Origin of the sequence: Prevotella fusca JCM 17724 (assembly GCF_001262015.1) — a bacterium.
Classification (GTDB): domain Bacteria; phylum Bacteroidota; class Bacteroidia; order Bacteroidales; family Bacteroidaceae; genus Prevotella; species Prevotella fusca.
The window spans coordinates 1279224-1299334 of sequence record NZ_CP012074.1; the positions used below are offsets into that span (position 1 = coordinate 1279224).

15 protein-coding genes are annotated in these 20111 nt (G+C 46.5%); 12 read left to right on the plus strand and 3 right to left on the minus strand.

Annotated elements, in window-relative coordinates; all coding sequences use genetic code 11:
* Positions 1-68 precede the first annotated feature (68 nt).
* From ADJ77_RS05310 to ftsZ, 9 genes are all read left to right on the plus strand, one after another.
* Complete coding sequence (locus ADJ77_RS05310; RefSeq protein ID WP_025077872.1) at positions 69-1526, plus strand: UDP-N-acetylmuramoyl-L-alanyl-D-glutamate--2,6-diaminopimelate ligase; 1458 nt, start codon at positions 69-71, stop codon at positions 1524-1526.
* A gap of 70 nt (positions 1527-1596) precedes the next feature.
* Positions 1597-2868 (plus strand): phospho-N-acetylmuramoyl-pentapeptide-transferase, encoded by a 1272-nt coding sequence (locus ADJ77_RS05315; RefSeq protein ID WP_025077871.1) that lies wholly within the window; start codon positions 1597-1599, stop codon positions 2866-2868.
* Between the two features lie 204 nt (positions 2869-3072).
* Positions 3073-4404, plus strand: a complete 1332-nt coding sequence (gene murD, locus ADJ77_RS05320) for a UDP-N-acetylmuramoyl-L-alanine--D-glutamate ligase (protein WP_025077870.1) — start codon at positions 3073-3075, stop codon at positions 4402-4404.
* Between the two features lie 59 nt (positions 4405-4463).
* Entirely contained in the window at positions 4464-5753 is a 1290-nt protein-coding gene (locus tag ADJ77_RS05325; protein WP_050696107.1) for an FtsW/RodA/SpoVE family cell cycle protein, read from the plus strand.
* Positions 5754-5838: 85 nt separating this feature from the next.
* On the plus strand, positions 5839-6945 hold the full coding sequence (murG, locus tag ADJ77_RS05330; protein ID WP_025077869.1) for an undecaprenyldiphospho-muramoylpentapeptide beta-N-acetylglucosaminyltransferase: 1107 nt from the start codon (positions 5839-5841) through the stop codon (positions 6943-6945).
* A gap of 99 nt (positions 6946-7044) precedes the next feature.
* Positions 7045-8421: a UDP-N-acetylmuramate--L-alanine ligase gene (murC, locus tag ADJ77_RS05335; RefSeq protein ID WP_050696108.1), complete on the plus strand. Its 1377-nt coding sequence runs from the start codon at positions 7045-7047 to the stop codon at positions 8419-8421.
* A gap of 65 nt (positions 8422-8486) precedes the next feature.
* Positions 8487-9425: a cell division protein FtsQ/DivIB gene (locus tag ADJ77_RS05340; protein ID WP_025077867.1), complete on the plus strand. Its 939-nt coding sequence runs from the start codon at positions 8487-8489 to the stop codon at positions 9423-9425.
* Between the two features lie 50 nt (positions 9426-9475).
* A complete protein-coding gene (gene ftsA, locus ADJ77_RS05345) occupies positions 9476-10927 on the plus strand; it encodes a cell division protein FtsA (RefSeq protein WP_025077866.1) in 1452 nt (483 codons plus the stop codon).
* 61 nt (positions 10928-10988) lie between these two features.
* Positions 10989-12314 carry a cell division protein FtsZ gene (ftsZ, locus tag ADJ77_RS05350; protein WP_025077865.1) on the plus strand — a complete coding sequence of 442 codons (1326 nt, stop codon included), beginning with the start codon at positions 10989-10991 and terminating at the stop codon, positions 12312-12314.
* A 996-nt stretch (positions 12315-13310) separates the two neighbouring features.
* On the opposite strand, the gene ADJ77_RS05365 is transcribed toward ftsZ, so the two are convergent.
* Both ADJ77_RS05365 and recO read right to left on the minus strand, forming a co-directional pair.
* Positions 13311-14357, minus strand: a complete 1047-nt coding sequence (locus ADJ77_RS05365; RefSeq protein ID WP_025077862.1) for a YeiH family protein — start codon at positions 14355-14357, stop codon at positions 13311-13313.
* 257 nt (positions 14358-14614) lie between these two features.
* Positions 14615-15340, minus strand: coding sequence for a DNA repair protein RecO (recO, locus tag ADJ77_RS05370; protein ID WP_025077861.1), 726 nt, complete (start codon positions 15338-15340; stop codon positions 14615-14617).
* A gap of 210 nt (positions 15341-15550) precedes the next feature.
* Here recO and rpsT point away from each other — a divergent pair, with 210 nt between their 5' ends.
* The 3 genes from rpsT to ADJ77_RS05385 all read left to right on the plus strand — a co-directional run bounded on the left by rpsT (position 15551) and on the right by ADJ77_RS05385 (position 19285).
* Positions 15551-15805, plus strand: a complete 255-nt coding sequence (gene rpsT, locus ADJ77_RS05375; protein ID WP_025077860.1) for a 30S ribosomal protein S20 — start codon at positions 15551-15553, stop codon at positions 15803-15805.
* A 384-nt stretch (positions 15806-16189) separates the two neighbouring features.
* Entirely contained in the window at positions 16190-18163 is a 1974-nt protein-coding gene (gene gyrB / locus ADJ77_RS05380) for a DNA topoisomerase (ATP-hydrolyzing) subunit B (protein WP_025077859.1), read from the plus strand.
* A gap of 237 nt (positions 18164-18400) precedes the next feature.
* Positions 18401-19285 carry an AraC family transcriptional regulator gene (locus ADJ77_RS05385; protein ID WP_025077858.1) on the plus strand — a complete coding sequence of 295 codons (885 nt, stop codon included), beginning with the start codon at positions 18401-18403 and terminating at the stop codon, positions 19283-19285.
* Between the two features lie 83 nt (positions 19286-19368).
* On the opposite strand, the gene ADJ77_RS05390 is transcribed toward ADJ77_RS05385, so the two are convergent.
* The gene (locus ADJ77_RS05390) at positions 19369-19971 is read right to left on the minus strand and encodes a DUF3109 family protein (RefSeq protein ID WP_025077857.1); all 603 of its coding nucleotides are present in this window, start codon (positions 19969-19971) and stop codon (positions 19369-19371) included.
* Positions 19972-20111 lie beyond the last annotated feature (140 nt).

The following is a 20111-nucleotide window of genomic DNA, read 5'->3' on the forward strand; positions in this document are numbered from 1 at the left end:
TGCAACGAAACAAGGCAAGCATCAAATCCAATCCTATACAGATAAAAGAACAAGAACAGGACAAAGATATGAAGTTAAGCGAATTACTCAAAAACATCAAGACAATTGCTATCCACGGCAATACAGACGTTGAGGTTAAAGGCGTGAACATTGACAGCCGTAAGATAGAGGACGGTCATCTGTTCATCGCAATGAAAGGAACACAGGTAGACGGACATAAATTCATCAGCAAAGCTGTTGAGTCTGGAGCTGTAGCTGTCTTACTGGAAGACATGCCTGAAAACCTGGATGAGAAAATCACATACATTCAGGTAGCATCAACGGAGGAAGCAGCAGGCAAGGTTGCCACCATGTTCTATGGCGAACCTTCACGCAAGCTGAAGCTCATCGGAGCAACTGGAACCAATGGCAAGACAACCATCGCCACCTTATTATATAAGCTGTTCCGCGAATTAGGATATAAGGTTGGCTTACTCTCTACCGTCTGCAATTACATTGACGACAAGGAAGTACCTGCCAGCCACACCACGCCAGACCCGATAGAGCTGAACCGTCTTCTTGCCGACATGGTTAAGGCTGGCTGCGAGTACACCTTCATGGAATGTTCCAGCCATGCCATACACCAGCATCGCATCAGCGGTTTAGAGTTCGCAGGAGGTATCTTCACCAATCTCACCCGGGACCACCTCGATTACCACAAGACCTTCGAGAACTATCGCAATGCCAAAAAAATGTTCTTCGACGGACTTTCAAAGAACGCCTTTGTCATCACCAATGCCGATGACAAGAACGGCATGGTCATGGTTCAGAACACCAAGGCTACTGTCAAGACATACTCTATCAAGCGCATGGCAGACTTCCGTGCAAAGATTCTGGAATGCCATTTCGAAGGTATGTACCTTGAGATTGACGGCAAAGAGGTTGGTGTACAATTCATCGGAAAGTTCAATGTCAGCAATCTTCTCGCCGTATATGGCACAGCAGTCATGTTAGGCAAGAAGCCTGAAGACATCCTGGTTGCACTGAGTACACTGAAGAGTGTCAACGGAAGACTGGAACCTATCCAGTCGCCGGAAGGATTCACGGCAGTAGTTGACTATGCACATACACCTGACGCACTGGAGAACGTCCTCGGCGCCATCCATGACGTACTTGACAACAAGGGCGGACATGTCATTACCGTATGTGGTGCCGGCGGTCATCGTGACAAGGGCAAACGTCCGCTGATGGCACAGGAAGCTGTCAAGCAAAGCGACAAAGTCATCCTCACAAGCGACAACCCACGTGACGAAGAGCCGCAGGCAATTATCGACGATATGCTCGCCGGGCTTGATGCCACACAGCGCAAGAAGGTTCTGACGATTGTTGACCGCAAGGAAGCTATCCGCACGGCAGCCATGATGGCACAGAAGGGCGATGTTATCCTCGTTGCCGGAAAGGGACATGAGAACTACCAGGAGATAAACGGTGTAAAGCATCACTTCGACGACCATGAGGTTATCCGTGAGATCTTCGGCATCAAATAGATGACAGGGGCTTTAAAGAGGATATAGACATACTGCCCCCATAACAAAAACAAAACTAAAAAGAAACAACATGTTATATTATATCTTCCGTTGGCTTGACCAATTCGGCATCAGCGGCTCCCACCTTTGGGGCTACATCAGTTTCCGTGCCATACTGGCCATGATACTTGCACTGATTGTCTCCGCATGGTTTGGAGAACGTTTCATCAAGTACCTCAAGAGAAAACAGATAACAGAGGTTCAGCGTGATGCAGAAATCGACCCGTTCGGTGTCAACAAGATTGACGTACCGTCAATGGGCGGTATCATCATCATCGTAGCCCTGCTGATACCTGTAATCCTGTTGGGAAGATTACGCAACATCTATCTTCTGCTGATGATTGTCACAACAGTCTGGCTGGGATTCCTCGGCGGAATGGATGACTTCATAAAAATCTTCAAGCACGACAAGGAAGGACTGAAGGGTAAGTATAAGATTATCGGACAGGTAACCATCGGACTTATCGTGGGGCTTGTCCTTTGGGCATCGCCTGACGTCAAAGCCAACATGAATCTTGAGGTTGCCAATCAGAACGGAAAGGAGGTAGTCATCAAACACGAGACGAAAGCCGAAAAGACGCTGAAGACAACCATTCCCTTTGTGAAGCTGCACAACCTTGACTACTCCGAGATAGTAGGTTTCCTGGGCGATTATAAGACTGCGGGTGGATGGATACTCTTCGTCCTCATGACCATCTTCGTCGTAACAGCCGTATCAAATGGTGCCAATCTCAACGACGGTATGGATGGCATGTGTGCCGGAAACTCCGCAGTGATAGGTGTCGTACTGGGCATACTGGCATACGTCAGCAGCCATATACAATACGCTGCCTATCTGAACATCATGTATATACCGGGGTCGGAAGAGCTTGTGGTTTTCTTCATGGCATTCATCGGAGCACTGATTGGTTTCCTCTGGTACAATGCCTATCCGGCACAGGTATTCATGGGCGATACGGGCAGCCTCACCATCGGCGGTATCATTGCTGTGGGTGCCATCATCATCCATAAGGAACTCCTGCTGCCCATTCTCTGCGGAGTCTTCTTCGTCGAGAGTCTGAGCGTTATCGTGCAGGTATGGTACTATAAGATAGGTAAGCGCAAAGGTGTAAAGCAGCGCATCTTCAAACGCACACCGATACACGACAACTTCCGCACACAGGACAGCCAGCTTGACCCGGACTGTAAGTATCTCGTGAAAGTGCCACACGGTGCAGTGCATGAAAGCAAAATCACCTTGCGTTTCATCATCGTGACTATCATCCTCGCTGCAATGACCATCATCACGCTCAAGATAAGATAACTGACACAAGGCGTGCTTACCGTTAGCACAGGACGTGCTTACCGTTAGCACAAGGCGTGCTTACCATTAACACAACAGGTGCTCATACACAGTCACCATTCAGTTGGATAACTACCAAAAGGACAGACGACGGATTACCGAATGATTGGTAACAGACCAGCTGACGGGAATATTCCATAAAAAGAGTAAGGAAAGGAAAGATATATGAAAAGAATTGTAATACTTGGTGCCGGCGAAAGTGGTGCCGGTGCAGCCGTACTGGCAAAGAAAGAAGGCTTCGACGTCTTCGTCTCTGACATGTCAGCCATCAAGGACAAGTATAAGAAGATGCTCGATGACCGTGGCATTGAATGGGAAGAGGGACAGCATACAGAAGAGAAGATTCTCAATGCCGATGAAATCATCAAGAGCCCTGGCATCCCAAAAGAAGCTCCAATGGTCCAGAAGCTCATAGCAAAGGGCACACACATCATCAGCGAGATTGAGTTCGCAGGTCGATACACAAACTCTAAGATGATTTGTATCACTGGTAGTAATGGCAAGACTACCACAACAAGCCTCATCTACCACATCTTCAAAAACGCAGGTTACGACGTGGGGTTGGCTGGCAACATCGGGAACAGTCTTGCCCTGCAGGTTGCCGAAGAGCCACATGAATACTATATCATTGAGCTAAGCAGCTTCCAGCTGGATAACATGTACGACTTCCGTGCCAACATTGCCATCCTGCTCAATATAACTCCCGACCATCTGGACCGCTATGACTTCAAGTTCGAGAACTACGCAGACTCCAAGATGCGTATCATTCAGAACCAGACAAAGGAGGACAGCTTCATTTACTGGAATGATGACCCTGTCATCAAGAAGGAACTGGAGAAGTTTGATGTACGTGCGGTATGCTATCCTTTTTCCGAGCTGAAAGAGAATGGAAGTATCGGATATATTGAAGAGGGACAGTACACGATTGAAAAACCTGAACCATTCAACATGGAACAGGAAGACCTGTCGCTGACTGGCCGTCACAACATCTACAACTCACTGGCAGCAGGTATAGCTTCAAACATCAGCGGTATAAAGAAAGAAAACATCCGCAAGAGTCTGAGCGACTTCCCCGGTGTTGAACACCGACTGGAGAAGGTATGCAAGGTTGCAGGTGTACAGTACATTAATGACTCAAAGGCGACCAACGTTGACGCCTGCTGGTATGCACTGGAAAGCATGCGCACACCTACCATTCTCATCATTGGAGGAAAGGACAAGGGAAACGATTACAGTGCCATCAAGGACCTGGTAAAGGAGAAGTGTACAGGCATCGTATATCTCGGTGCTGACAACAAGAAACTGCACGACAACTTCGACAGTCTTGGCATCCCTGTACGCGACACACACTCCATGAAGGATTGTGTTACAGCCTGTGCCGAACTGGCAAAGCCGGGCGACACCGTTCTTCTGAGCCCATGCTGTGCGAGCTTTGACCTTTTCAAGAACATGGAAGACCGTGGCGAACAGTTCAAGAGCCTTGTAAGAGCTTTATAGGAAAAGGCTTGTCAGGTTAATTGGACTAATAAGGCTAATTACCCCATAAGGAAAAAACAATGAAGAATAAATCTCTCAGCAATATATTTAAAGGGGATAAGGTCATCTGGATGGTCTTCTTCTTTCTCTGTATCATCAGCATCATTGAGGTCTACTCAGCCTCAAGCTCACTGTCATACACTGGAGGAAACTACTGGAGCCCTATCATCTACCACTGCACTATTCTTGCCGTGGGAATAGCCTTGATGGTGATTGTGCTGAATATCAAATGCCGTTACTTCAAGCTAATCACCCCTGTCGTCCTTATTCTTTCAGCCTTAATGCTCATCTGGGTGCTCCTCGCCGGGCAGAGTACCAATGGGGCAAGCCGCTGGATCAGCTTTGCAGGCATACAGTTCCAGCCATCCGAGCTGGCAAAAGGGGCACTGGTCTTAGCTATAGCACAGGTACTCAGTGCTATGCAGACCGACCATGGAGCTGACCGAAAGGCGTTCAAATACATCATGTGGCTATCCGCTTTCATCATCGGACTGATTCTCTTTGAGAACCTCTCCACTGCCATGCTTATTGCACTGACAGTGGTTCTCATGATGTTCGTGGGCAGAGTCCCTTTCAACCAGTTAGGACGCCTGATAGGCTTTCTCGCCCTGACAGGTATTCTTCTTATATCCATGGTGATGCTGGTGGGTGACGACAAGAATATCAGAGAAGAGCTGCCTGCCAAGCAGAACCTCACAGAACAGACTGTTGTTGCACAGCAACAAGACCAGTCTCCAGGTTTCTTTGGGAAAATGCTGCACCGTGCCGATACATGGAAGGCACGTATCAAGAAGTTCTTTGATAATGAGTATATTGCACCTAAAGACTATGACCTTGACAAAGATGCACAGGTGGCACATGCCAACATTGCCATTGCCTCCTCGGAGGTCTTAGGCAAAGGACCGGGAAACTCTAACGAACGGGACTTCCTGTCACAGGCATTTTCCGACTTCATCTATGCAATCATCATCGAGGAAATGGGTCTCATAGGAGCTATATTCGTAGCTTTCCTGTACATCATCCTGCTCTTCAGAACAGGAATCATTGCCAACCGCTGCGAGAATTCCTTCCCGGCATTCCTCGCAATGGGCATAGCCTTCCTTCTGGTTACACAGGCATTGTTCAACATGCTTGTTGCCGTCGGGCTGGCTCCAGTGACTGGTCAGCCACTTCCACTTATCAGCAAGGGTGGTACATCTACCATCATCAACTGCGTTTACATCGGTGTCATACTCAGTGTAAGCCGTTCGGCAAAGAAGAAGAAAGAGACGAAAGTAACTGCTGACAAACTCGCTGGGGCAACAGCCTAAATTGGTGGGAAGTCTAAAAAGAAAATTGAAAATAGGAAGAAGACGAAAAAATTGATTACCTTTGTAGGTTATAAAGAAGATGCTAATGGACGAGGAATTAAGAATTATCATCAGCGGTGGCGGTACGGGAGGACATATCTTCCCGGCTGTATCAATTGCCAATGCCATCAAGGCGAAGCATCCGAAGGCAAAGATTCTCTTTGTGGGTGCTGAAGGACGCATGGAGATGCAACGTGTGCCTGCTGCTGGTTACGAGATAAAGGGTCTGCCCATCAAGGGATTTGACCGTGCCCACAAACTGAAGAACTTTGAAGTATTGTTCAAGCTCTGGAAAAGTCTTCGTATGGCACGGCAGATCATCAAAGACTTCAATCCACAGGTAGCTGTGGGCGTCGGAGGCTATGCCAGTGGCGCAACACTCTATGAGTGTGCCAAGATGGGGATTCCCTGTCTTATCCAAGAGCAGAATTCCTACGCCGGTGTTACCAACAAGCTCTTGTCAAAGCGTGTGAAGAAGATTTGCGTTGCTTACGAAGGTATGGAGCGTTTCTTCCCTGCAGAGAAGATTATCATGACTGGCAACCCTGTCCGCCAGAATGTCCTCTCTACCCCACTATCAGTTGAGGAAGCACGCAAGAGTTTCGGACTTGCCCCGGACAGGAAGACGATTCTCCTTGTCGGTGGTAGTCTTGGTGCAAGGACGGTAAACCGTTCTGTCATGGAACACCTTGACCTCATTGCCAACACTGATGTTCAGTTCATCTGGCAGACTGGTAAGTTCTACAACCAACAGATAATGGACTTCATGAAAGGTAAGGAACTGCCGAATCTGAAAATCATGGACTTCATCAGCGACATGGGAGCCGCCTACAAGGCTGCTGACCTTGTTATCAGCCGTGCCGGTGCAAGTTCCATCAGCGAATTCCAACTCATCGGAAAGCCTGTTATTCTGGTTCCAAGTCCGAATGTAGCTGAAGACCATCAGACAAAGAATGCTATGGCACTGGTCAACAAGAATGCCGCACTCTGCGTAAAGGATGTTGAGGCACCTGACACATTGCTTAAACTCGCCCTCGAGACTATTGCCGACGACAGGAAGCTGGCTACGCTGAGCGAGAATGTAAAGAAGATGGGACTCAAGGATTCTGCTGACGTCATCGCTGACGAGGTGTTCCGGCTCATCAAAGGCTAAACCTCACATCAAGCCTCAACCCGTTCCCCTCTTCTGAGACAACGCCTCAGAATACGCACCCCACATCCATCATAACAAAAGAACAAGAACAATTAACACATGGAACTCAAAGATATTAAATCAGTTTATTTCGTAGGTGCAGGCGGCATCGGCATGAGTGCTATTGCCCGCTACTTCCTTCACAAAGGAATGAAGGTAGCTGGATATGACAAGACTCCGTCCGAACTCACCCATAACCTGAAGAAAGAGGGTATGGATATTCACTATGAGGAGAATATCCAACTTGTCCCTGCGGCATGCAAAGAACCGGCTTCAACACTGGTTATATACACCCCTGCCGTTCCTTCAAACCATGCAGAACTGGTTTACTTCCGTGAGAACGGCTTTGAGATTCAGAAACGTGCACAGGTACTCGGCACTCTCACCCGCACACACAAGGGACTTTGCTTTGCCGGCACACACGGAAAGACAACAACTTCCAGTATGTGTGCACACCTTATGCACCAGAGTCATCTGGACTGCAACGCCTTCCTTGGTGGCATTTCCAAGAACTACGGCACTAACTATATCCTCTCTGACCACAGCGACTATGTTGTGATTGAGGCGGATGAATTCGACCGTTCTTTCCACTGGCTCCGCCCTTGGATGAGCGTCATCACCTCTACAGACCCCGACCATCTGGACATCTATGGCACAGAAGAGGCTTACCTTGAGAGCTTCCGTCACTATACGGAACTCATCCAGCAGGGCGGTGCACTCATTATCCGCAAAGGGCTGAAGATGAAGCAGCATGTTCAGGACGGCGTGAAGGTTTACGACTACAGTCGTGACGAAGGCGATTTCCATGCCGAGAATGTGCGCATTGAAAACGGAACCATTACCTTCGACTTCATTTCTCCTATCGAGAACGTAAAGAACATAGAGTTAGGACAACCCATCCCTATCAATATAGAGAACAGCATTTCTGCAATGGCGATGGCACAGCTCAACGGCTGTACGGCTGATGAACTACGTAACGGCATGAAAACATACGGTGGTGTTGACCGTCGTTTCGACTTCAAAATCAAGAACGAACGCCACGTATTCCTCTCTGACTATGCCCATCATCCAAAGGAGATTCTGCAGAGTGCAAAGAGTCTCAAGGAGCTTTACACAGACAGAAAGGTCACAGCCATCTTCCAGCCACACCTCTATACCCGTACACGTGACTTCTATAAAGAGTTTGCTGATGCACTCAGTCATTTTGACGAGGTGGTCTTGACCGAGATTTATCCTGCACGCGAAGAGCCTATTCCAGGCGTAACGAGCAGTCTCATCTACGACAATCTCCGTCCTGACATTGAGAAACAGATGATCCAGAAGGACAACGTCCTCGACTTCGTCAACTCACGGGACTTTGACGTACTAGTAGTGCTGGGCGCTGGCAATCTTGACAATTATGTCCCACAGATTGCCGATATACTCAACAAAAAGTAAAAGAGCAAAAGTTAAATATATAAAAGACAAGAAAGTAAAGGATCTTAAAGCAGAAGAGAGAAGATATGCACATTCGGTGGAAAAAGATAATTATCACTGCGCTGGACATCGTGCTGGCTATCTATCTCATCATGGCTATAACCGCATGGAACAAGCCTGATGAGAGCAAGATGCTGTGCTCCAAGGTGAACATCAACATATCCGATTCCAACAACGCAGGCTTTCTTACCGCCGGAGAAATCAAACATATCTTAGAGAAAGCCCACCTTTACCCACTCAAAAAAAACATGTCGGACATCAATCCGCGTGACATTGAGGAAGCCTTGAAAATAGGACCATTCGTAAAGACAGCAGAGTGTTACAAGACAAAAGACGGACACATCAACATCAGCATCACACAGCGCATGCCGATTATCCGTATCAAAAGCAAACACGGGGCTGACTTCTATCTTGACGACAATGGCGGAATACTTCCCAACTCCAACTACACCAGCGACTTGATTATCGCCACGGGCAATATTGACAACAACTTTGCCCGTCTTTACGTTGCTCCGCTTGCCAAGGCTATCAGTGCTTCACCGCTGTGGTTGAACCAGATTGAACAAATAAATGTCTTGCCAGACAGGGGAATAGAATTAGTCCCGCGCGTTGGCGACCATATCATCTTCATGGGCTATTTGCCACAGAACAAAGGTCCTTGGACACGGAAACATGAGATAAACCTCTTCGTAATGAAGAAGCTGTCACGTCTGGAGAAATTCTACCGATATGGACTTTCACAGGCCGGATGGAACAAATACTCTTACATCGACATAGAATTCGACAACCAAATCATCTGTAAACGACGCGATGAAAAAGCCGAGAAAGCTGAACAGGAGGAACTGACAAAGGAGGCAAAAGCCGAACAGGCTGAGAACAATCAACGTACAGAAGAGGAGGAAAGGGAGAAAGCCCGCAAGGAAGTTGAACGGCAGGAGCATGCCACAGACGGACCTACGGAATAAGAAACAACCAATTTAGGGAATATAAATAAGCAACATAATACTTAACGAATATGGCAGAGTTCATAGTAGCCATTGAATTAGGCTCATCAAAGATTACGGGAATCGCTGGCAAAAAGAATCTTGACGGCAGCATCTCCGTGCTTGCCGTTGTAAAGGAAGACGCATCACAGTGTATTCGCAAGGGTGTCGTCTACAACATCGACAAGACCGGACAGTGCCTCACTGGCATCATCAACAAACTGAGAAAGCAACTGAAGCATGAGATTTCCCAGGTCTATGTTGGCGTGGGAGGTCAGTCCATACGCAGTGTACGCAACGTTATCGTAAAGGATCTGCCAACAGATACTATCATCACGTCAGACATGATTAACGAGTTGATGGATGCCAACCGCAACATGACTTATCCAGAGCAGGAGATTCTCGATGCTGCCACACAGGAATACAAGGTTGACAATCAGTACTCTCTTGACCCGGTTGGTATCAAGGCTACCCGTCTGGAGGGTAACTTCCTCAACATTCTCTGGCGCAAGGCTTTCTACGACAACCTTAACAACTGCTTTGAGAAGTCGGGCATCTCTATTGCTGAGATGTATCTTGCACCATTGGCAATGGCTGATGCCGTACTGAGCGAGGCTGAGAAACGTGGCGGCTGCGTATTGGTTGACTTTGGTGCTGACACGACTACCGTTTCCGTCTATTACAAGAACATTCTCCGCCATCTGGCTGTCATCCCATTGGGTGGCAACAACATCACAAAGGACATTGCAAGTCTGCAGATGGAAGAGAAAGATGCCGAGGCTATGAAGCTCAAGTATGGTTCAGCTTATACGGAGAACAATGATATCGACAACAACCTGAAATATTCCATCGATGCTGAACGTAGCATTGACAGCCGCAAGTTCATCGAGATTGTTGAGGCACGTGTTGAGGAAATCATTGAGAATGTATGGTGCCAGGTACCGTCTGACTATGCTGATAAGCTCCTCGGCGGATTCATCCTCACAGGTGGCGGAATGAACTTGAAGAACATTGAGCGTTGTATCCGCAACATCACACATATCGACAAGATTCGTAAGGCAAACTTCGTCACACACACCATTACTTCAAGCAATGCCGACATTACAGCCAAGCATGGTGACATGAACACCATCCTCGGTCTGCTGGCAAAGGGAGACATGAACTGTGCCGGACCAGAATACAACCCAGCACAGAACAACCTCTTCAACAACAACGAAGTAACAGTAGCTACCCCTACCGAGCAGCCTTACACACCGACGGCAAACAACCGCCAGGGACAGGGAATCGTCCCTACACCAGAAGAGAAGAAGAAGGCCGAAGCTGAACGTCGTAAGCGTGAGGAAGAAGAGCGCAAGCAGCGTGAGGAAGAGGAAGCAAGAGAGCGCGAACTCGAAGAGGAAAAGCGTCGCAACAGCTTCTGGAACAAATTCTCACGCAAAGTGAAAGAGTTTGGAAAAACGATTATAGCCGAGGATGAAGAATAATCAAGCCTTCGCCCTACCCACAACAAAAGAACATAGGAAATTAAAATAGATACATACTGTTATGGTAGACAACAATAACAAAATAGATATATTAGACTTCGGTGACGGTGATGTTGCCGACAGCATCATCAAGGTCATTGGTGTCGGTGGCGGCGGCGGCAACGCCGTTAACCACATGTACAGAGAAGGAATCCATGACGTTACCTTCGTACTCTGCAACACGGATGCACAAGCCCTCAACGACTCTCCTGTTCCAGTTCATCTGCGGCTTGGCAAGGAGGGATTAGGAGCTGGCAACCGCCCTGAGCGGGCACGCCAGGCAGCTGAAGACACGATCGAGGACATCAAGAATATGCTTAATGACGGTACGAAGATGGCGTTTATCACTGCCGGAATGGGTGGCGGTACGGGTACTGGTGCAGCACCTGTCATCGCACGTGTCAGCAAGGAGCTGGGCATCCTTACCGTGGGTATTGTTACTATTCCCTTCCGATTCGAGGGAGCTAAGAAGATTGACCAGGCTTTGGATGGTGTTGAGGAGATGGCAAAGCACGTTGATGCACTGCTCGTTATCAACAACGAGCGTCTACGTGAGATTTATCCGGAACTGAGCTTGCTCAATGGTTTCCGCAAGGCTGATGACACACTGAGCGTGGCTGCCAAGAGTATTGCAGAAATCATCACCGTTCACGGTATTATGAATCTCGACTTCAATGATGTCAAGACTGTCCTCAAGGATGGTGGCGTTGCTATCATGTCAACCGGTTATGGTGAAGGTGAGGGTCGTGTGAAGCAGGCGATTGAGGATGCACTCAACTCACCGTTGCTCAACGATAACGATGTCTATAAGTCAAAGAAGATTCTGCTCTCTATCAACTTCAACAGTGACGACAAGGACAACCCTGGCCTGACGATGGAGGAGATGGGTGACGTAACGGAATTCATGAACCACTTCAGTGCTGACTTCGAACTGAAATGGGGACTTGCCATTGACCCTGAACTTGACAAGAAGGTCAAGGTTACTATCCTTGCAACTGGCTTCGGCATTGAGGACGTTGACGGTATGGGCAACCATATCAAGAAGCAGACACAGGAAGATGCCGCACGTCTTGCAGAGGAAGAGGAGAAAGCTGCTGAGCGTCGCGACCGTCGTGAGCGTTTCTATAAGGACAACAACAGCTCTCAATACAAGCACCGTCCACACATCTACCGCTTCACAGCCGACGAGCTCGACAACGAGGATGTTATCCTTGCTGTAGAGAACACACCGACCTACAAGCGTACCAAGCAGATGATCAAGGACATCAAACGCATCAGTACTCCTGAACAGGATGTACAGGAGAACGAAAACAAGGATACCGTTGAGGGTGTCATCAGCTTCGTATAATAGTGATATTTAGAATAATAAGAAAAGGCTGGACTTCGAAAGAGGTTCAGCCTTTTTTAATTCATCAATCTTCTTCCTCATAAGCAGATAGCCCCCTTCCCGTTTAGGAGGTGTTGCCTTCCTAAAAGTCTCTTTAATCTTATATGCATTCTTATTAAGCCTCCGCACCACAAGTGTTAGACCTCCGCACATAACGTGCTAAGCCTTAGCACACTCGTAAAAGATGGCAAATATTCTCCTATTTAGAAGTACTTTCTTTCTTACAAAGACTGATTCCAGAAATATAATAGACCGCTGGAAGTGGCTCTTTTAGATACAGTTCTACATCATAACGATTGCAAATATCTGAGAGGTCATAGTCAGTAAGTGAGAAAGGACGTTTAAAAGCTCTCCCCTTAAATCTGAAATAAATGTTATCTACTCTGCTAGTCGAATACCCACTCAATGGTACTTTATAAATCTTTTCGGGAAGATAATACGACCTTAATACCAGAGAGAGCCCAACTACTGCCCAACAAATACATGCGTTATTGACTATAGCATCAAAGCCCTTCGATGCTATCAACTTATCATATAAGACTGCCACAACCGTAACAACAATAAAGAGTCCAATATCATAAAATGATGCTACCAAAAATTCAAGATAGATAATATGACATCCTATTATCAATAGCAACGAAAGAAAATTACGTAACTTACTTAACTTCACCTTATTATATAGTTCCTTCATTTTGCCTTATTTATAATATCACATCTATAAATTGTAGAGTAGACTCACCACAAATACGCTCCTCACATAGTCCTAAATATTAATCAATCCAAAGCAAACACCCAAATAAAAACATATTCCCTCGAATGCGCACTTCATCAACACCCAACAATAAACATCCAACACCCAAACGCAAAACATGTTCCCTCGGATGCGCACTTCATCAACACCCAACATTTAACATCCAACACCCAAACAAGCATTTGCACTTCATCAACACCCAACATTTAACACCCAACACCCAACACAGGCACCAGATACTTTGCTAAGCAATAACCTCCAACTATCAGCCAGCACCAAAGGATAGCAGCCAAGAGAAAAGGCTTGAAACCTGCTTTCTTGAACTTATCAATACTCGTCTCTGCACCTAAAGCAGACATTGCCATTGTAAGGAGAAAAGTATCAAGTGTATTGATAAAATCAACAAGCTCTTTCGGAAGTAAATTCAAGGAGTTAAAACCGATGACAACAAGGAAGAGAATAGCAAACCAAGGGATGTTTATCTTGCTACTACCGCCAGCTTCCTCACTTCGTCCTGCAACATCCTTTGCCACAAAGAAAGCAATGACCAGCAATACAGGCACAAGCATCATCACACGAATCATCTTAACGATAATCGCAGAATTGCTCACAGCTGCCCCCATTGCATTACCTGCACCAACGACATGAGCCACCTCATGAATCGTTGAACCAGTATAGATTCCCATTGCGTCTGGCGTTAAGTCAAAGACTCCTGCCCGATAAAGAACAGGATACAGGAACATGGATAGTGTACCGAAGATTACCACCGTCGCTACCGCCACAGCTGTCTTATAAGGCTTCGGACGGATAGCCCCATCCACTCCTAACACCGCTGCAGCTCCACAGATACCACTCCCACAAGCAGCCAAAAGGGCTATACTGCGGTCCATTTTCAAGAGCTTGCCCAGCAAAACACCCAAGAGAATTGTTCCGCATACGATAATCGCATCCACAATTATAGCAGAAAAGCCCACAGCTACCACGTCTTGAAAGGTCAGACGAAAGCCATAAAGGATAATGCCGAAGCGCAACACACGCTTCCCACAGAAGGCAATGCCCGGCACCCAGGTCTCTGGAAGATTATTGCGAAGGCTATTGGCATAAAGCATACCCAGGATGATACCAACGACCATCGGACTTAACGAAAGTGCCTTCACCCATCCCATATCACCGATATAGAACGCTGCACAGGCAAACAAGGTAATCAGCAGCACGCCATGAAGCATACTGCTGAGCTGTTCTGTTAATTTCATAGACTTACATATTATATATAGACAAAGTTAGACACTCAATGTTCCAAGCACACAAAAGTAATAAAAAAACAAACAACAAAATACCAATCGCGAATTATTATCATGAAAAAAAGAAATTATTTTCATGAAGATAAATATTTCTTTTCATGAAGATAAATATTTTTTTTCATGAAAATAATTCAATAAAGACTACCTATAAGTATAATATACGGTTGCTTAGGAGCATTATTAACGCCTGAACAACATCGTAAAGCACCTTAACTAAACAGCTCACGCAGCACGTGAAAGCTCTTCAGTTCGGGCATATCAGGCACATGGATGCGATAATAACGCAGGACCGTATCAGAGATTTGGTTGCGCTCGTGACGGGAAAGGCGGAAGAGGTGCATATTCTCATAGTCCATACGGATGAGACGGTTGATGCCAGCTGCTTCAACAGGGAGCAGGTAGTCAGGATGAAGCGGAACACGACTGGTAAAAGTGGCATTGCGAAGGTCAAAGCAGGCACCGGGCTGAAAGGCATCAAGATTAGGGAAGAAACCCACAAAACGGCTCAGACGCATCATGAAGACAAGGTGGAAATTGGCGTAATCACGCTCAGCCTCATCCAGCCATTCCATACTCGCACACACATAATTATATAGGTGGACATTCTGCTGTTCACCGCGCGTAACATAATAAAGGAATTCAGAAAGGAAAAGAAGAATAGCCGACTTTACCGGATCAAAGGGGATAGAGCCGTAAGGGCGGAGGATGCGCACCTCCTTTATCCGTTGCAATGACGTACGCTGGCGGTAATCAAACTCAAGGTCAAGCAGGGTCAGCGGTTGGAAATACTGCTTCTTGATTTTGCCTTTAGCCGTCTTGGGAATACGTGTAATAAAGGAAATACGCCCCTCGAGCTCGGTAAACATGTCGATTATCAGCGATGAATCACCGAACTTCAGAGAACGCAGAACTATAGCCTTTGACTTTAAAATCATATTAAAAACAATGCAAAAGTACAAAAATACAGCATCTTACAGAAATTTATTCGCAAAAAGTTTGGCTGATTGAAATAAATGGGCTACCTTTGCACCCGCAAAACAGCTATGGTCCCTTCGTCTATCGGTTAGGACGAGAGATTTTCATTCTCTAAAGAGCAGTTCGACTCTGCTAGGGACTACAAGTAAAAATAAAAGAAGAAAACAAAGATGGCAAATCACAAATCATCATTGAAGAGAATCCGTCAGGACAAGGTTAAGACCCTGCACAACAAATATTATGCTAAGACTATGCGTAACGCCGTTCGCAAGTTGCGTAATATGACGGATAAGGAAGAGGCTGTCAAGCTCTACCCTACCGTGCAGAAGATGTTGGACAAATTGGTTAAGACCAATATCATCCACCAGAACAAGGCAGCTAACTTGAAGTCTGCTCTCTGCAAGCACGTAGCTGCATTGGGATAAGAAAGGCTTTCAGTCATAGCTGAAAAGAATAACAGAGCCGTAATCCGAGAGGATTACGGCTTTCGTTGTATAAAGCTATTTTACAATATTGAAGGCAAAACCGACGCCAAAGACAACGGAATTCGCCCCAACAGCAAGCAGGAACACACGAACCATGCAAGCAGAAACACCTTCCTACTGAAAGAAAACAGCAGGCTATCCAACAGAAGAAGAGGGTGAAAAAGCCGTATAAAAGAAAAAAGAAACGAAGAGTCTGCCACTTCCACGAGCTGAACCTTTCAACAAGGATTTTTTAGGAACAGCCTTATGTTTTTTGCAGCTTTTTATTTCCTCATGTAAAGGAAAAAGTGTATCTTTGCATACTATAAGAACAATCTAACAAAAATGGTAGAAAATCAAGAAAACGAGAATAATTACTCCGCCAGTAACATCCAGGTCCTCGAAGGTCTGGAAGCAGTACGCAAGCGTCCTGCCATGTATATTGGCGATATCAGTGAAAAGGGACTCCACCACTTGATTAACGAGACCGTCGACAACTCTATCGACGAAGCTATGGCTGGCTATTGCCAGAGCATCGAGGTTACCATCAACGAAGATAATTCCATCACCGTTGAAGATGACGGTCGTGGTATCCCCGTTGACGAACATGAGAAACTCCACAAGAGCGCCCTTGAAGTCGTTATGACCGTCCTGCACGCAGGTGGCAAGTTCGACAAGGGTTCTTACAAAGTCAGCGGTGGTCTGCATGGTGTGGGTGTAAGTTGTGTGAATGCACTTTCATCACACATGAAGTCACAGGTCTTCCGTGATGGTAAAATCTATCAGCAGGAGTACGAGAAGGGGAAGCCGCTCTATCCTGTAAAGGTTATTGGCGAGACTGAAAAGACCGGTACACGCCAGCAGTTCTGGCCAGATTCGGACATCTTCACGACAACAGTCTACCAGTGGGATATCGTTGCACGCCGTATGCGTGAGCTGGCTTATCTGAATGCAGGCATCAAGATTACCCTTTCCGACCTTCGTCCTGACCCTGAAACAGGCAAGACTCACACTGAAGTCTTCCATGCCAAAGACGGTCTGAAGGAGTTTGTCCGTTACGTTGACCGCCATCGTCAGCACCTCTTCGATGATGTTATCTACCTCAAGACCGAGAAGCAGAACATCCCAATCGAGGTCGCTGTGATGTACAACACCGACTATACAGAGAACATCCACTCATACGTTAACAATATCAACACCATCGAGGGTGGTACTCATCTGCAGGGATTCCGTACCGCATTGACACGTACACTTAAGACATACGCTGACAATGACCCACAGATTTCAAAGCAGTTAGAGAAAGCCAAGATTGAGATTGCAGGTGAAGACTTCCGCGAAGGATTGACAGCTGTCATCTCCATCAAGGTTGCAGAGCCACAGTTTGAGGGTCAGACAAAGACCAAGCTGGGCAACAGCGAGGTCTCTGGTGCCGTCCAGCAGGCTGTCGGTGAGGCACTGTCCGATTACCTTGAGGAGCATCCTAACGAGGCTAAGATGATTTGCAACAAGGTTATCCTTGCTGCTACAGCCCGTATTGCAGCCCGCAAGGCACGTGAGAGCGTACAACGTAAGAACGTGATGAGCGGCGGCGGTCTGCCAGGAAAGCTGGCTGACTGTTCCAACAAGGACCCTAAGGACTGCGAAATCTTCCTTGTCGAGGGTGATTCTGCGGGTGGTTCAGCCAAGCAGGGACGTGACCGTTACACACAAGCAATCCTTCCTCTCCGTGGTAAGATTCTGAATGTTGAGAAGGTTCAGCGTCATCGTGTATTCGAGGCAGAGTCTGTCATGAACATTATTCAGTCTATCGGTGTACGCTTTGGCGTTGAGGATGAAGGCGACTTTGAGGCAAACACCGATAAACTTCGCTACGATAAGATTATCATCATGACCGATGCCGACGTCGATGGTTCTCACATCGACACACTGATCATGACACTCTTCTACCGTTATATGCCAAAGGTTATCGAGCAGGGACACCTGTATATCGCAACTCCACCACTCTACAAGTGTACTTACAAGAAGATAAGCGAATACTGCTACACGGAGCAGCAGCGCCAGGCATTCATTGACAAGTATGCCAACGGAAGTGAAGACGGCAAGACTATCCACACACAACGTTACAAAGGTCTTGGTGAGATGAATCCGGAACAGCTCTGGGAAACCACTATGGACCCGAAGACACGACTCTTAAAGCAGGTAACTATCGAGAATGCTGCTGATGCTGATGAGATTTTCTCAATGCTGATGGGCGATGATGTTGAGCCTCGCCGTGAGTTCATCGAGAAGAACGCAACCTATGCAAACATTGACGCATAAGTCTTTCAAAGCAGGCTAAGAAACAGCTTCCAAAGCTGATAACATAAAGAAACTCCCCTCCTCACACGATGAGAAGGGGAGTTTTTTTTGATTCTATCGGAACGCTTATCACAGCCTTATCATCGTCTATCCACCCCTACAGCCCCCTTATCCCTCTCCAAATTGTTCCTTTTTTCCCATAAACGTACCGAAAAAAGAAATAAATGAGTATATTTGCAGTTTCAAAACAAAAGGAAAATGAACAGAAACATAAGACTCGTCGAAGTAAATGTAGCCCATGCCAAGCATGTCTATCCCGAAGGGAAATACATAGACAACGACCTGATTCTCTTTGAGGATATAACGAAAGTACCGCTTCCTGCAAATCCTTCACGCATGAAGTCGCTCTTCCTTGCGCTCTGTACCAGCGGCAAAGCCCAATACACAGTTGACACAAAAGAACATGAAGTAAGTGCCGGAGATGTCATCATCATAAGTGAAGAGCAGGTTGTAGGCGACTATATCCTATCGCCTGACTGCAAGGGAATAGCACTCATCATGTCATATGATTTCTTCCAAAACATCGTCAGTGGAATACACGGACTCTCAGCTCTCTTCCTCTTTGCACGTACACATCCCGTTTTCCACCTTGAATCAGAACAGACAAAGGCTTTGGAGAACGACATCATACATATAAGACAGAAGATTGAAGATACTGGTCATCGCTTCCGCCGTGAACTGGTCATGACGATGCTGAAGGCACTGATCATCGACATGAGTAACATCATCTACCGCTTCCAACAGGTTGGAGATGAGGGACAGACACGTGCTGAGGTTATCTTCCACAACTTCATACAAGCTGTAGAAAAGAACTACCGCACCGAACGTCGCGTCAGCTGGTATGCCAAGCATCTGTGCATCACGTCAAAATACCTCTCTGAAACCGTGCGCACTGTCAGCAGACGGACACCAAGCGAATGGATTGATTCCTACGTCACACGTGAGTTGCGTGTGATGCTCAGGAACAGTACGATGAGCATCAAGCAGATTGCCGATGAGATGAACTTTGCCAATCAGAGTTTCATGGGTAAATACTTTAAGGAGCACGTGGGGATGAGTCCCTCACAGTTCAGGAAAAGTTGATGGGTTTTAACAAGTAGACGGGTAAACAAGTTACTGCCGATATAGACCAAAGAGGATTATCCTTTGGACAAGTAACTGGTCAACTAATCAACTTGTTCACTTGTCAACTGAAGAGCTACTTCACACAACTCCTCATACCACTCCTTGCCAAATCTGCGGGTGAGCGGTTCCTTCAAGAACTTATAAAGAGGAAGATTCAGTTCTTCTCCTTTTTTTCGTGCATCCGAACAGATACGCCAATGATGGTAATTGATACCGCAGGTACCGTTACCAAAGTCTTTTACACGAATCGGATACAATGAACAAGAAACAGGCTTCACAAAACCGGTCTTACCATTACGATAAGAACGCTCCAGCGCACAAAGGCAACAGCCGTTCTCGTAACAAGTGAACACACAATCCTTACCGCCAACAATACTCGTCACCAGCTCACCTTCTTCATCAGTATAAGCAACGCCCTGCTTGTCGATAACTGCTTGCCCTGAGGCCGACAAATCACCCCAAACGGTATCGAGAACATTCTCAATCTCCATCGTCTCGTCCAAGGTTACGGGTGCACCGGCATCGCCTTCAATGCAGCACTGACCGTGACATTTATCAAGGTCGCAGCAGAACTTTACATTAATGATGTCCGGTGAGACAAGCACATTACCCACCATAAAAATATGATTATACGTATTACCCATCTTTCTTAACGCTAAATTATTTCATTTTCAACTGTCTTTTGCCGTACTCTCTACCCCCTTTGTTCATTGATTCAGGGTGCTTCTTCAAATTATTTTCACGAAAAAAAATCCCTCCGAACCTTATTTTAAGGCTTTAATTT

Coding starts and splice junctions, on each gene's coding strand:
- ADJ77_RS05310 (WP_025077872.1), top strand. CDS start 69: ATGAAGTTAAGCGAATTACTCAAAAACATCAAGACAATTGCTATCCAC.
- ADJ77_RS05315 (WP_025077871.1), top strand. CDS start 1,597: ATGTTATATTATATCTTCCGTTGGCTTGACCAATTCGGCATCAGCGGC.
- murD (WP_025077870.1), top strand. CDS start 3,073: ATGAAAAGAATTGTAATACTTGGTGCCGGCGAAAGTGGTGCCGGTGCA.
- ADJ77_RS05325 (WP_050696107.1), top strand. CDS start 4,464: ATGAAGAATAAATCTCTCAGCAATATATTTAAAGGGGATAAGGTCATC.
- murG (WP_025077869.1), top strand. CDS start 5,839: ATGGACGAGGAATTAAGAATTATCATCAGCGGTGGCGGTACGGGAGGA.
- murC (WP_050696108.1), top strand. CDS start 7,045: ATGGAACTCAAAGATATTAAATCAGTTTATTTCGTAGGTGCAGGCGGC.
- ADJ77_RS05340 (WP_025077867.1), top strand. CDS start 8,487: ATGCACATTCGGTGGAAAAAGATAATTATCACTGCGCTGGACATCGTG.
- ftsA (WP_025077866.1), top strand. CDS start 9,476: ATGGCAGAGTTCATAGTAGCCATTGAATTAGGCTCATCAAAGATTACG.
- ftsZ (WP_025077865.1), top strand. CDS start 10,989: ATGGTAGACAACAATAACAAAATAGATATATTAGACTTCGGTGACGGT.
- ADJ77_RS05365 (WP_025077862.1), bottom strand. CDS start 14,357: ATGAAATTAACAGAACAGCTCAGCAGTATGCTTCATGGCGTGCTGCTG.
- recO (WP_025077861.1), bottom strand. CDS start 15,340: ATGATTTTAAAGTCAAAGGCTATAGTTCTGCGTTCTCTGAAGTTCGGT.
- rpsT (WP_025077860.1), top strand. CDS start 15,551: ATGGCAAATCACAAATCATCATTGAAGAGAATCCGTCAGGACAAGGTT.
- gyrB (WP_025077859.1), top strand. CDS start 16,190: ATGGTAGAAAATCAAGAAAACGAGAATAATTACTCCGCCAGTAACATC.
- ADJ77_RS05385 (WP_025077858.1), top strand. CDS start 18,401: ATGAACAGAAACATAAGACTCGTCGAAGTAAATGTAGCCCATGCCAAG.
- ADJ77_RS05390 (WP_025077857.1), bottom strand. CDS start 19,971: ATGGGTAATACGTATAATCATATTTTTATGGTGGGTAATGTGCTTGTC.